This is a genomic window from Bernardetia sp. MNP-M8, assembly GCF_037126285.1.
In the GTDB taxonomy this organism is placed as follows: domain Bacteria; phylum Bacteroidota; class Bacteroidia; order Cytophagales; family Bernardetiaceae; genus Bernardetia.
The window spans coordinates 644,413-658,818 of sequence record NZ_CP147012.1 but is presented as its reverse complement, the minus strand read 5'-3'; the positions used below and the strand labels follow the sequence as shown (position 1 = coordinate 658,818).

Here is a 14,406-nt window from a genome sequence, read left to right as displayed (position 1 = left end):
TCAAAAAGACAAGAAACAATTTATTTTACTCAGCCTACTTCCTTCTTAGCTTTGTTAGTCTTATGACACCAATAAAAAATAAATTCTCAAAATAATAACTAGAAATAATCTCAAAAAATTAGGTTGGTAAAAAAATAATTCTTACCTTTGCAACTCGTTAAAGAAAGCCATAGGAAAAAGCCTAAGCTACTGCGTTTAATTAAGTTTTAATTAATAAAAAATATTATAAGATTTATAATACAATTATTAAAGTTTGAAACTTAACTATTGAAATATAGAAAACTTTGATTTAAAAGTACATATCAAAAAATCAGAATTAATTCTAATTTGTTTATGTACCTCTTTTCTGTTCACTACACAAGAAGTCTTTGTTGAGTTAGCTTGCGTTGCGAAAATTAATTTAATTAGTAAATAATTAGGCTGATTTTCAAATCACAAAATAAACCGTTCAACGCCTCCCACAAAAGCTTCTCACTTAGCACAAACCTCAAAGTCATCTAGGTTTCGTCTTTTTGCTCTTATCAACACTTGATACAATACCGTATTTGTTTAATTTACTAAAAAATAGACTATAATAAATTTGAAATAAAATTCTGCATACATACTATGTAGTTTTTATTCAATGCTTTTTATTTTTTATTAGATTAGTTGTGCAAATAGCCTTTGTTTATCCAAATTGATACACACTCTGACCGTCTGCTTATCGTTTTTTTAAGTTGCTTTCTAAAAATTATTTTATACATATAATTTATTATATTTTCTATATGGAAAAGACAACAGAAAAAACAGTTGAATCAACAGAAGTAACATTGAAATTTACAGACATGAATTTGTCTGACGAAGTAAAACGTGCTGTTGAATCTATGGGATTTGAATCTCCATCACCTATTCAAGCAGAAGCAATTCCTCATTTATTGGAAGGAAGAGATGTAATTGGACAAGCACAAACAGGAACAGGTAAAACAGCTGCATTTGGTATTCCTCTTATTGAAAGAATCATCAAAGCAAATGAAAACAGCGAATTTGATAGAAATTCAAGATTACCAAAAGGAATTATTTTATGTCCTACTCGTGAACTTGCTGTTCAGGTAGCAGGAGAATTAGAAAAATTAGCAAAATACCGTAAAGATATTTTTGTAACAGCTATTTATGGAGGCGAATCTATTGAAAAACAAATTCGTAATCTTAAAAGAGGTGTTCAAATCGTAGTAGGAACTCCAGGTCGTACAATTGACCATATCAAAAGAGGAACTTTAAAGCTAGAAGAAATTACAAACATAATTTTGGATGAAGCTGATGAGATGCTTAATATGGGATTCAAAGAAGATATTGAATTGATTTTAGAGCAAATCACAACTGAACACCAAACAGTTTTGTTTTCTGCTACAATGCCAAAACCAATTCTTCAAATTGCTAAAAAATACCAAAACAATCCAGAAATTGTAAAGGTAATTAGCAAAGAATTGACAAGTGATAATATCGAACAATCATTCTTACCAATTAATCCGAATTATAAAACTGATGTTTTAGTTCGTTTGTTGGCTTACAATGGTTGGGAATCAATGCTTATTTTCTGTAACACAAAACAGAGAACAGATGAAGTAGCTGAAACACTTATTCAAAAAGGATATGCAGCAGAGGCATTACACGGAGATTTAGCTCAACACCAACGTAACTTGGTAATGAATAAATTTCGTCATGGTCGTGTTCAGATTTTGGTAGCAACAGATGTAGCTGCTCGTGGAATTGATGTTGATAATGTAGAGGCAGTTATTAATTATGATGTGCCTTTAGACCCTGAGTATTATGTTCACCGTATTGGTCGTACAGGTCGTGCAGGAAATAAAGGTGTTTCGATTACATTTATTTCTGGTCGTAGAGAAGTATATCGTTTGAATGATATTGAGCGTTATTCTAAGTCTAAAATTTCTCAAGGAACAATTCCTACTCAACAAGAAGTTTTGGCTAAGAAGCAATTACGTTTTATGGAAAACTTGAAAGCAACTATCAATGATGAGAAAAAAGCTGAAGAATTAGAAGGCTTTACTGCTCTTATTGAGATGCTAGAAATAGAAGGAATCACTCCAAAACAAGTAGCTGCTGCTGTTTTGAGTCTTCAAATTTCAAATAAACCTACTGACCGTCTTTCAGAAGCTGATATTTTTGACAGTGGAGACAGAAGAAGAGATGGACGTGGTGGAAGAAATGACAGAGGTGGACGTGATAGAGGTGGACGTAACGACCGTAGAGGTGGTGGACGTGATAGAGGAAGTCGCAATTCTTCTCGTCGTGATGACAGAGGTGGAAGTCGTGACCGTAACGATAGAGGAAGCCGTCCTTCTTACAAAGACCGTGGCGACCGTGCTGATATGGTTCGTTTACGTATTGACTTGGGTGCAACTGAAAATGTACGTAAAGGCGATATCTTAGGAGCAATTGCAGGAGAAACAGGAATGCGTGGTGACAAAATCGGTGCTATTCGTGTAAATGAAAAAGAATCTTTTGTAGAAGTACCACAATCTGACGTTGATAACATCATCAGAGTAATGAACAAATCTAAAATCAAAGGTAAAAAAGTAGAGTTTGAAAAAGCTTAGTAACAATTACGAATTAAAAATTACGAATTACAGTTTTAACTTGCTAATTATTAATTAATTAACAAATAAAAAGTAGCAGTTTATTTAATTCTTATTCCTTTAGATACTATATTTAAAAATCCATTTTTCTAAATTTATTTTTAGGGAAATGGATTTTTTGTTTTTTAAATGTAAAGCAAAAAAATAAGTGATACATTTTTTTGTATCACTTATTTGAAGTTTTTTTCAATATAGAATAGACTTTGGCTAATTATTCAGCTTGAATACTTTTCATAATATTGAGAGCTGCATCAGCATTATTATGAACAATCGTAACAATAAAGTTAAGTTCGCCATTTGGATCTAACATACAAGCAAAAAAAGTAGGCACTCCTTCAATTTCACCTTCTGCATACAAACCAGAAAAACCATTGAACTCAATCGCATCAGCATCTTCCACATCCATTCCAGATGCAGCAGCCATTTCGATAAGAGCTTCTTTCAAGTTGTCTTCTGTAAGACTTGCATCATTAATTGGATAAATTCCAAAAAGATGAATTTGAGCGTTATCAGATTTTCCTTCAAATTTTTCATCTGTGTTTGCAGTTTCTGAAAAACCAGCAGGAACAGTGAAAGAAAGACCATAACTTTCCCAAGTGTAATCAGTTTGTGCTTGTGCAACACCAAAAACAAACAGAGAAAGTATAAAAAATACAGCCGTAGAAAAAACGTTTTTTGACATAAATTTAATAAAATTAAAAGATTAAAGCACCTTGTTTTTTTACTCAAATTATATGCTAATTTTTTCATAAAATAGAGTTATACACATTATTTATTTTTTAGAGTTCATCTTCCATTCTTCTCTTGCTGTTTTTGAAATTGCTATCAGAGCTAGAAATAGAAAACTAAAGCCGAATAATGGTACAGAGATTATTTTTATCAGGCTTAACTCCATTCCCTTTTTTTGATTTTGTATCATATCGCCTACATTTACTTCAAAAAAAAGTATTTCTCCAAAAATAAAACAACCCAAACAAACTAAAGCTACAATCCAACTCATTACTCTAGGAAATTTCCATAAAAGACCAGCAACTCCAAGTAGTATAAAACCCAAAAAAGTAAGTCCTAGTCCTTCACTAACTGAAATATGACCTCCTGTTTGAGTGGAAAGAGTAATAATTCCTATTCCTATACTTATAAAAGCAAATGAAAAGATTCTATGTATTCTTAAAAAATAAGGTTTTTCTTCTGTTTTGTCTTGATTGTTTTCTTCAAATTTGTCTAAAATAGTGTCATTATTCTGTATCAATAAACGAGGTTCAGAAAAACTGGAATGCTGACTGAAAGAAATAAGGAAAACAAAAATAGTAAAAAACAGAGTGAGAGTTACAATAGAATCTGTGCTAAGCCAGTTTGTTTTCAAAACCACACAAATAGAAAATAAGATAATGAAATAAAAAGCATTTATTATTATTGCTCTTTTATAAAAAATGCTTATCAAAACACCTACAAAAAAAGGAAGTAGAGTAAAAAATGATAGCATTTCGTGTTGAGAAAAATCTATACTAATCAAATTTATATTTAAGTTTTTGATTTGTCGTTTTACTGTAAAATCAACAATATAAAATAACAAACAACCCACACAAGCATAAAACCCCAAAACTAAGTTCCTAAAAGCAGTTGATTTCATAATTTATTTAATTTATATCGTGATATTTTTAGTGCAAACCTAATTAAATCTAATCAATTTTGTATATTTAACGACAGTTCTATTTTCTATTTTGAGAGCAAAAAAACACCTTAAGAAACGTCATTTTTTTTATAGAAAAGGGATGAGATTGTAGTATTCTAAAATTAAATACACAAAATCTTAGATTTTTTAATTATTTTTTGCATATTTGAAATAATTTAGCTTAACTTATCGTAGCTTAATCAAACAATTTTTGTTTCTTTGTACATGATTAACTCAAAAGTATAAAAATGAGTTAAACAAAGTAAATCCAAAAGAACAAAGAGCCATAAAAAAGAATCACAACAAACTAAAATAAACTTTTGGTAGTTGATACTAAATAAATTAAGATTACAAATAATCTATTCAAATTAATTTCTATACTGTATTGTATTATTAGAATGTAAATACACATTTTTTAGAGTTAAATTAATTTTGATAGAAATTAAAATATAAAACAAGACCAAAAACCTTGAAATAATCATTCAATGATGTCAGACGTTACAAATTATAATTTCGGAACAGAACCTTCAATCATCAAAGTAATTGGTGTTGGTGGTGGTGGTGGCAACGCTGTTGCACATATGTATTTGCATGGAATAAAAGGAGTAGATTTTTATATCTGTAATACAGATATACAAGCACTTGATTTGAGTCCTGTTCCAAACAAAGTACAGATAGGAAAAACACTTACACAAGGACTAGGCGCAGGAGCAAATCCTGAACGTGGTAGAAGTGCTGCTCTTGAAAGTAAAGAAGATATAAAAACAATATTAGGAGATAATACCAAAATGCTTTTTATTACTGCTGGAATGGGTGGTGGTACAGGTACAGGTGCAGCTCCAGTAATTGCCGAAATTGCTCAAAGTTTGGGTGTCTTGACTGTCGGAATTGTAACTGCTCCATTTAGCTTTGAAGGCAGACCTAAGCGAGTAAGAGCGCAAGAAGGTGTAAATGCACTTCGTGAACATTGTGATACTGTATTAGTGATCTTAAACGATCGTTTGAGAGATGTATATGGAAAGGCTTCTATGCGTGAAGCATTCCGTCAGGCTGATAATGTTCTCTTGAAAGGAGCAAAATCTATTGCTGAAATTATTACTGTTTCAGGTACAATCAACGTCGATTTTGAAGATGTTCGTACTGTTATGCAGGGTGCAGGTGCTGCTGTTATGGGTTCATCTACTGCTGAAGGGGAAAACAGAGCAAGACGTGCAGCTGAAGGAGCTATTTCTTCTCCTCTTCTTAATAATACCAATATTTTTGGGGCAAAATATATCTTGCTTTCTATTGTTATTGGAAATGAAGAAGAATTCCAAATGGATGAACTTGAAGAAGTTACTGATTACGTACAAGAACAAGCTGGCGACGATGCAGAGATTATCTTTGGTCAAGCAACTGACGAAACCCTTGGAGACAGTATCAGCGTTACTATCATTGCTACTGGTTTTGAGCATTCAGAAGATTTGCCACCAGAAAGACCTGAACGTAAAGTATATGACCTTACAAGTAACAAAAGAATTAAAAATAGAATCGAAGTAAAAGACTACGAGAAAAAAGATTTTTTTGAAGAAAGGGAAAAACAAGAAACAGTTCAACAAAACCGAGTAGAAACACCAATTCAAAAGCAGCCTGTTGAAGAAACTAAACCTGTTTATACAGAGCCTAAGAAGAATGATAAAATAATTTTTAGTTTGGAAGATGATTATTTTAATGAAGACGATTCAAAAAAAAAAATAACTAATCAAGCACCACAAAATACGCCTGCCGTAAGTGCTTATGGTTATATGAATCAGCATTCTCAAAACTCTAGTAGTCAGCAGAATACGAATCAGCAAAATACAAATTCATCTTCTGATTCAAATCAGAGTAATGGAAATTATGCTTCTCAAAATACAGTTACTCAAAATCAAGTAGCAGAGAAAAGAGTTGAACAACAACGTCCAGTTTCTGTTCCTACCAAAAGTCTTTCTGATTTGAGTGATGAAGAATTACAAGAACGTAGAGATGTTCCTGCTTATCTTCGTAGAAATATTAAACTCAAAGAAATGCCTCATTCATCAGAATCTTCTAGTTCTCGTTATAAAGTAGATGAAGATAATGAGCTTTTGGGAGGAAATCGTTTTTTACACGATAATGTGGATTAATTCTAAAAAACACAAAACGCCTTTTTTGAAAAAAATAAGGCGTTTTTTTATGTAAAAAATCCTTATTTATCAATTATTTTACTTTATGAAAAATTTTATTTGCTTATGCTTTTATATAATTCTCTTCTTAAACTTCTCGTCTTGTACTTGTATTAAAAATAATAAAAGTAAAAAAGATATAGATATTCTAGGAGTATGGTATCCAGAAAAACCCAATGGGAATACTAGAGTTCGCATAGATGAGAAATTATTTATTTCTGAAGGAATAGTAGATATTGAAAAATTTAAAGATAGAAATACAGTAAGATTCAGGATAAAAGACTCAATAAAAATAATAGAAAAAAAAATACTCAAAAGTGAAGAAAATCAAAATATAATTTCTATGATTGCTTCTAGGCAACAAAATGGAGAAACTCAATATAACTTTCTTTTATTCACTCAAACAGAAGTAAAAGGAATAATGACCATTTTTTCAGATATAAGTGGTGGATTTGAAACTATAGAGCAAAGTAAAAATGCCCTTAAAAAGGCTAAATTTCAGAATATAAATCAAGAACTTTTCTTTTCAGAAGAATATACAAAAACAGTTTTTCCTACTCTCAAATCAATGGAAAAAATTACAAAAGAAGATTATATTACAGTAGTTAAATATGTTCGGAGTTATGAAAGAGAATTAATGGCTTTTGCAGCTACTCAAGAAGATGATTTTATTGAAGGAACTCCATACAGAATAGATAAAATAGCAAAAAAAATAGCACAAAAAAAACTCTATTTTTTAGGTTATAATCCTTTTGATTTACCTGAAGATGGCAATTATCTCAAAAAGTTTGAAGGTGATAAGGAAATCGAAGAATTGAATAATACAAAATCAGAATTTAGATTTTAGAAAAATGATTTTAAAAATAAGTTTGAAAACTATCTTCTCTGCTCTTAAACGAGGACTATTTTTCTAACTTCACATTCATTATAGAACATTTTACTGAGTTCTAAGAATTTTTAACACTCAAAATGCAGCGATTTTAACATTTCTCTCGTTTAAATGTTAAATCAACATCATTAAAACCCTAAAATTACATTTATGCACAATATATTGTTAGCCGAAGACGACCATAATTTAGGTCAAATTTTAAGCGAGTATTTAGAAATCAAAGGATTTGGTGTTACACTTGCCAGAGATGGAAAAGAAGCATTAGACGCATTTTTTAAAGAAGATAACGTTTTTGACATCTGTATCTTAGACGTAATGATGCCAAATATAGATGGCTTTACGGCAGCTAAAGAAATTAGAAAAATAGATAAGCATACACCTATTGTATTCTTGACTGCAAAAGGAATGAAAGAAGACCGTATAGAAGGACTTCAAATTGGAGCAGATGATTATATGACAAAGCCATTTTCGATGGAAGAATTACTTCTTCGTGTACAGGCTATTTTGCGTCGTACTATTGTTGCAGATAGCTCTCCAGCACTTCGTAAATTCAATATTGGTGAACTTCTTTTTGATTATGATGCTCAACTTCTCAAAACAAACAATGGAGAAGAAACAAAACTCACTTCAAAAGAAACTGAGCTTTTACGTATGCTTTGTGAGAACAAAAACCAAACTTTGGAACGCTCAAAGGCCTTAAATGAAATTTGGGGCGACGATAATTATTTCAATGCTCGTAGTATGGATGTTTATGTAACAAAATTACGTAAATATCTTCGTGCAGATGCTCATCTCAAAATTTTGAATGTTCACGGAACAGGATTTAAATTAGTAGAACTTGATGAGAGTTCTATTTCATAATTTATTCTTATCAGAGAAAACAATATAAAATCAAAAAAAGACTCTTCATTTATTTGAAAAGTCTTTTTTTAGTTTATAACTGAAATCCCATTACCAAAATATCATCTATTTGGTTATATCCACTTCGCCATTTTTCTAATGTATCAGCTAAAATTTGTTTTTGTTCTCTCATAGACAAATGTGCATTCTGACTAAGGAGTTCTCTTAAATTTTTTCGCATAAATTTACTTCCCTTCTCTCCTCCAAATTGGTCTTGGTATCCATCTGAGAAAAGGTAAATTTTTGTTCCTCTTATCCAATCGAATTCGTGAGTAGTAAATTCTTCAGAGAAAAGTTGTTTTCCACCAATACTCATTCTATCTCCTTTTACCCAATATTCGTTTCCATTTTGTACTATAAAAACAGGGTTTTTTGCACCAGCAACATAAATTTTTTGTTTCTCTTTATTTAATGTTACGATAGCCATATCCATTCCATCTCTATTATGAGTTATGGTTTGTTGAAGAATATCGGCAATTTGTTCCTGCATTTCTTTAAGAATATGAGCAGGATTTGTAATATGCTTTGTCTTGACAATCTCATCTAATAGTGTACTTCCAATCATAGACATAAATGCCCCTGGAACTCCATGTCCAGTACAATCTACTGCACTGATGACCCAACAGTTTTCTTTTTTATTATGATACCACCAATAAAAATCACCACTTACAACATCTTTTGGACGAAAAAAAATAAAGTAGTCTTTTAATGTATTAGGTAATAATTCTTCTTTTGGTAAAATAGAATCTTGAATACGCTTTGCATAATTGATACTTTTTTGAATATATCTATTCTTTGCTTCTAATTTTTCATTTTGTTGAATAGTTTCTTCATAGGCTTCCTTCAATAACTCTGATTTTTGATTCAGTTCTTGGGTTCTTTCCTCTACTAATTTTTCTAGTCCTTGTGTATAATTTATTATTTCAGCTTCTAATTTTTTCCGTTCTGTAATCTCAAAGCGTATGGCTTGGTAACGATAAGGTTTATTTTTTTCATCCAAAAAGGGAATAATTGTGGTATAAACCCAATATTTATTTCCTTCTTTATTTATGTTACAAACTTCTCCACGCCAAACTTTACCAGAAGAAATAGTCTGCCACATATTAATAAAAAACTCATCCGAATGATGGTCAGATTTTAAAATTCTGTGATTTTGTCCTAATAGTTCTGCTCTTGAATATTTCGATATTTCACAAAACTTATCATTGGCATAAATAATATCTCCTTTTACGTCAGCAGCAGCTACAATAGCTGATTCATCAATGGATAATTTTTGATACTCTAGTTCGATTTGTGTATGTTTCATTTGGGTAACATCTCTCAAAACAACAGAAGTACATAGAAATTTTCCTTCTTCATCATATTGATTAATAGCTGACACAATCACAATCAATTTACTTCCATCTCCACATAAAAGATTGTATTCTGTTCGTGTAGAGGTTTCTTTAGTTCTTAGTGCATCTCGCTGAGAAATTTTGAGATTAATTTTCAAAAACTCTCTTACATGTTCGGTAACTAATTGTGCTGCTTCAAATTTAGATTTTCTATAAAATTGCTGATTTGCCCAAATTACTTCATCCTCATCATTCAAATAAAGTAACATCACAGGGAGTCGCTCATAAAAATCTGTAGAAATATAATCTTCTTTATAAACAGAAATCCAAATACCTACCTGCAAATTTTCTAAAGGCATAGCCTGCATTTTAATAGAAAAAGGCAACTCGGTATGTAAAATTTGGTTGAAAGTAAGCGAAGAAATAATATGAGAATGAAAAGTCTTGAAAACTAACTCATTAATATAAGGTTCTAACTCAGAGGGGAAATAATCAACTAATTTTGTACCTCCTAACTCCTCAAATTTCTTAAAATCAGTTTTGGAAAATGAAGATATTCTTCCTTCATCAGAAAATATGTTTTGAATAACTGATTCTCTATTTATTTTTATAAATATATGCTCTTTTAAATCTAATAAATCAATTATTTTATTTGCTTTACTCATTATTATTCCATTGAGTTCTAATTTCCTTTTCTCTGAATAAATGCTCGTCGGTGTGGACACTGACAAGGGCTATAACCTGCCGTTGTTAGTGTCCCACCAACGACATAGTGCAGGAAAATATTTGTGTATCTATACTTAGACAAATTTACAATTTTGTGTATTACTAAGTACAGTAAATTAATTAGAAAAGCAAACAACGTAAGAAAAAAATAACTAATCAATCTAAAAACGTATCCCAATAATCAAAATATCATCTACTTGATCTCTGTCTCCTTTCCATTCTGTAAGTTCTCGCTGTAATGCTCTTCGCTGCTGAGTCATAGAAAGATGTTGATGGTTTTGCAAAAATTCTCTCAAACGACGACGTAAATATTTTCTATCTTGCAGTCCTCCAAACTGGTCTTGGAAACCATCAGTAAGTAAATAGACAGTATCGTGTTTCTGAATCTGAATCTGTTGTGATTTGAATTCAAAATCTCCATCCATTTTTCCACCTATAGATTGTCTGTCAGCTTCTATTTCAAACACTCTTTCTTTGTCTTCCGAATTGAACAAATACATTTGATTTCTTGCAGCAGCAATTTCCAATATATTTGTTTGTTTATCCCAAGTGCAGAGTGTCATATCCATGCCATCTTGTGTAAAGGTCTGTTCTTGTCTAAGTCCTTTCGAAATTCCTTCATGTAGAGCGTCTAATATTTTACCTGGGTTTGTGATATGCTTTGCTAAAATAATTTCATTTAATAGTTCATAACCTATCATTGACATAAATGCACCTGGTACGCCATGACCCGTACAATCGATGGCACTAATTATAGATTTGCCATTTATTTTATTAAAATAGTAAAAATCACCACTCACAATATCACGAGGTGAAAACAAAACAAAAGTGTCTTCAAATTCTTCTTGAATTGCATCTAAAGGTGGAAGAATTGCATTTTGAATACGTTTTGCATAATTGATACTAGCAATAAGTTGTTTGTTTTTATCTTGAATAATATCTTTTTGCTCGTTGATTTGATGATATGAATTTGCATTTTCAATGGCAATTCCTGTATAGACAGCTAAGCTACGAAGTAGGTTTAAATGATAATCATTATACGCATTTTTTTCAAAGCTCTGTACTGTAATTACTCCAATTACCTTTTTCTTTATTTTGAGAGGAAGATAAATAAGAGAAGGAGCAACCCTTCCAACAGTTGTTTTGGGGCGATGCGACATATACAATTCATAATCTACTTCACTATCATTTATGAAAAGGTCTTGTTCATTTAGGAAACACCACACAGCAAAACGTCCTGTATCATCTAAATCTTCAAAATGAAAAGGTAATTTTTCTCCATTTTCTATTGCTACAGGAAACTCTAATGTTCCATCTTCTTCGTTATGAATACCGATAGCAAAAACAGAAGCGTCCATCAGTTTGCTGACATGCTGATAAACCATATCTGTAATTTCATCAATCGAACGGGTAGAAGTAATTTCTTGACCTAATTTACTTAATACACGAGTATTAAAATAGGCTTGACGCATATCTTCTGTGCGTTCTCTAACCGTATTTTCTAATAAATTCTTTTCAGATTTTAGTCGTTTTGTATAAATCTTTATTCCATACTGAACTAAAAATCCAATTACAAGGACAATAAAAAGATAAAACAAAGGATGTCTAAACCAAGGTGTTTTGATAGTAAACTTGAAAGTTACCTCTTCACTTTCTACACCATATAAGTTTTTTGCTTTAAGATGAAATATATAATCTCCTTCTGAAAGGTTAGTAAATTTGTCTTGTGTTTTGGTAGTCCAAGCAGACCAGTTTTTATCTAGAGGCTCTAATTTTGTTTGATAATACACTTCACTTCGCTGCTCAAAAAATGAGCTTCCAAAGCTAAAACGAAGGGAATTAAGTTCATAAGGTAAATTTATACTTTTCGTTTCTGATAAATTATTCTGCTCATTACTTTTTTGATTAAGTATAAAATCAGTTGCAAAAAGTAGCGAATCCTTTGAACCACTATGTTCTATCTGTGTAATAAAAGCAGAAAAAGGTTGTTTGTCTGCGATAGTATTAAGAGGGTCGTAAGAAATTAGACCTTCATTTGTACCAATCAAAACCAAATTTTCATCAATTGGACGGACAGCCTGAACAATTTGTTTTATTTTATAAAAAGGAGCATCATAACGTTGATAAGAAGAATCTGTTTTCTTTAGTTGAACCAGCAATGTTTGTGAACTACTAAATTTATTTTGTTCATTTTGTGTTACTATCCATAAATTATCATTTTTATCTTTTTCAAAAATAGTAATTGCCTTTTTTTCTATTAGCTTTTCAAAAACAGGATGAGCGGCAAATGTATTTTCATTAAAATCATAAATTCCCTCTAGTGTGCCAAATATAGCTTTTCCATCTAACTCAAAAACGTGATTTCCCTGATTTTTAGGAAGCCCATTAAGTTTTCCAAAAAATTCAGAATGTGTAACAGTTAAAAAATCTGCATCTAATTGAAGTCTGAAAACTCCTCTATTATAATCACTTACCCAAAAATCATTTTTATCATCTTGAATGATTTTGGTGGCTGCACCTGTAAATCCTTCAATTTTATTGACAAAAACCCAATGATTGTTTTGCCATCTTAAAAGTAAAAGACCTTCAACAGAAGCTGCAATTAAATGTGAAGTGTCATTTTTTACTAAAGCAAAATCTTGAATAAATGGATTACTTGCTGCCAAAAGTTCTTCTACACCTCTTTTTTCTATCCACGCAATACCTGGGTTTTGCGCCCCTAAAAGAATATTTTTATAGACATCTAATTTCCATGTTTCTCGCTCTGAATAAGGCAAAAGAGTAAATTCTTTTATTGTTTCTGCTTTATCAGTATTTGACTTAAAGATTCCTTGAACTGTTCCTATATAAAGACTTTGATTATAAGGAGGCGAAATACTCAAAATATTTCTGTTGATGTCTGTATTTTTATCAAAATAACGAAAAGAAGAAGCAACATCAATATAAGAAATACCATTACTGAGTGCAGCCCATACTTGTTTATTTGAATCTTCGTAAAGATAAGCCACTCTATCATCTTTTAGACCATTTTTGGAAGAGATTTTATAAAGAAATTGAAAGTTGGAATCAAAGACTAAAATTCCTGCTAAACGTGTTCCGATGGCATAATTTCCATCAGCTAGAGCAATTCCACAATATACTTGACTTTTTTTGAATAAAGAGTCTGATTTTGTTGGAAAGGATGAAAATCCTATGTTCTCGGTGTAGGTATAAATTCCTTTTTGCTCAGTTACGATAAAATAGGTGTCTGTCTTTTTGGATAGAATAGAATAAATTTTTTCATCTGCAAAAATTTCGCTTCCTGCAATAAATTCTAATCCTTTTGAGGTAAGATGATGTAACCCTTTCCCCCATTCTCTGACAAATAATTTGCTGTCTTTATTCTCTTTTTCTTTAATCTGAAAAGCTAAATGAAAAGCTGAATTAGGAGCAATCGTTTTGAATTTTCCATTTTTATACCAAAATATTTTTTCAAAAGATTGAAATACAATTCCATCTGAGGTAGAAAAGGCTTTCCATATTGTAGAAAACTTTTTGTCTTGCTCATTCATTTTATCTAGCAAAGAAATATAAATTTTATTTCCTAATGAATCTGAATCTAAATAACCTATTTCTGATGTTGCTCCTATATAAACTTTCCCATCTTCTCCTTTTGTGAGAGCTGTTACACTTGCCAAATTAGGTAACTCTATTAGTCTCCACGTATTTCCATCGTATTCTAAAACTCCTTTTGTATTGGCAACATAGATTCTACCAATGTCATCTTGCACCACAGACCAGTTCTGAGGATGTGCATGATAATCATAAATAGTATAATGTTCGGCTGTTGGAATGGCTTGTGCTTCTACTTTAGAACAAAAACCTAAAGATATTACAACTAAAAGCGCACACATAAAAAGCGTAAAAGAATTACGAAGAGATGTGAAAAATTGAGCAGAAAGATAAGAAAAGTAATTTTTAGAATTCATTGTGCTAAAGATGCAACTAGAATGAAATAATTATTGAAATAACAATAAACAGAAAATTCCGAATTGTTTGGCAAGATAAGTTTTAAAACAATCAGATA

General features: G+C 31.1%; 8 protein-coding genes. 4 read left to right on the top strand and 4 right to left on the bottom strand.

The genetic code is table 11. The features are described from left to right. The first annotated feature begins 764 nt into the window (after window positions 1-764). Window positions 765-2,597, top strand: a complete 1,833-nt coding sequence (locus V9L04_RS02885) for a DEAD/DEAH box helicase (protein ID WP_338792565.1) — start codon at window positions 765-767, stop codon at window positions 2,595-2,597. Window positions 2,598-2,847: 250 nt separating this feature from the next. On the opposite strand, the gene V9L04_RS02880 is transcribed toward V9L04_RS02885, so the two are convergent. Together V9L04_RS02880 and V9L04_RS02875 are read right to left on the bottom strand one after the other, a co-directional pair. Continuing rightward, window positions 2,848-3,318: a hypothetical protein gene (locus V9L04_RS02880; protein ID WP_338792564.1), complete on the bottom strand. Its 471-nt coding sequence runs from the start codon at window positions 3,316-3,318 to the stop codon at window positions 2,848-2,850. Window positions 3,319-3,408: 90 nt separating this feature from the next. Further along, entirely contained in the window at window positions 3,409-4,266 is an 858-nt protein-coding gene (locus tag V9L04_RS02875; RefSeq protein ID WP_338792563.1) for a hypothetical protein, read from the bottom strand. Window positions 4,267-4,793: 527 nt separating this feature from the next. On the opposite strand from V9L04_RS02875, the gene ftsZ reads away from it, so the two are divergent. The 3 genes from ftsZ (at window position 4,794) to V9L04_RS02860 (ending at window position 8,241) form a co-directional block, all read left to right on the top strand. Continuing rightward, complete coding sequence (gene ftsZ / locus V9L04_RS02870; protein ID WP_338792562.1) at window positions 4,794-6,452, top strand: cell division protein FtsZ; 1,659 nt, start codon at window positions 4,794-4,796, stop codon at window positions 6,450-6,452. 85 nt (window positions 6,453-6,537) lie between these two features. Next, a complete protein-coding gene (locus V9L04_RS02865) occupies window positions 6,538-7,338 on the top strand; it encodes a hypothetical protein (RefSeq protein WP_338792561.1) in 801 nt (266 codons plus the stop codon). Window positions 7,339-7,530: 192 nt separating this feature from the next. Continuing rightward, window positions 7,531-8,241, top strand: a complete 711-nt coding sequence (locus V9L04_RS02860; protein WP_338792560.1) for a response regulator transcription factor — start codon at window positions 7,531-7,533, stop codon at window positions 8,239-8,241. A 73-nt stretch (window positions 8,242-8,314) separates the two neighbouring features. Here the strand turns inward: V9L04_RS02860 and V9L04_RS02855 are convergent, their stop codons facing one another. Together V9L04_RS02855 and V9L04_RS02850 are read right to left on the bottom strand one after the other, a co-directional pair. Further along, window positions 8,315-10,279 (bottom strand): PAS domain-containing protein, encoded by a 1,965-nt coding sequence (locus V9L04_RS02855; protein WP_338792559.1) that lies wholly within the window; start codon window positions 10,277-10,279, stop codon window positions 8,315-8,317. Window positions 10,280-10,501: 222 nt separating this feature from the next. Then, entirely contained in the window at window positions 10,502-14,308 is a 3,807-nt protein-coding gene (locus tag V9L04_RS02850; protein WP_338792558.1) for a SpoIIE family protein phosphatase, read from the bottom strand. Between the last annotated feature and the right edge of the window lie 98 nt (window positions 14,309-14,406).

Bases quoted from the DNA above. Each gene is read 5' to 3' on its own strand.
- V9L04_RS02885 (WP_338792565.1), top strand. From the start codon at position 765: ATGGAAAAGACAACAGAAAAAACAGTTGAATCAACAGAAGTAACATTG.
- V9L04_RS02880 (WP_338792564.1), bottom strand. From the start codon at position 3,318: ATGTCAAAAAACGTTTTTTCTACGGCTGTATTTTTTATACTTTCTCTG.
- V9L04_RS02875 (WP_338792563.1), bottom strand. From the start codon at position 4,266: ATGAAATCAACTGCTTTTAGGAACTTAGTTTTGGGGTTTTATGCTTGT.
- ftsZ (WP_338792562.1), top strand. From the start codon at position 4,794: ATGATGTCAGACGTTACAAATTATAATTTCGGAACAGAACCTTCAATC.
- V9L04_RS02865 (WP_338792561.1), top strand. From the start codon at position 6,538: ATGAAAAATTTTATTTGCTTATGCTTTTATATAATTCTCTTCTTAAAC.
- V9L04_RS02860 (WP_338792560.1), top strand. From the start codon at position 7,531: ATGCACAATATATTGTTAGCCGAAGACGACCATAATTTAGGTCAAATT.
- V9L04_RS02855 (WP_338792559.1), bottom strand. From the start codon at position 10,279: ATGAGTAAAGCAAATAAAATAATTGATTTATTAGATTTAAAAGAGCAT.
- V9L04_RS02850 (WP_338792558.1), bottom strand. From the start codon at position 14,308: ATGAATTCTAAAAATTACTTTTCTTATCTTTCTGCTCAATTTTTCACA.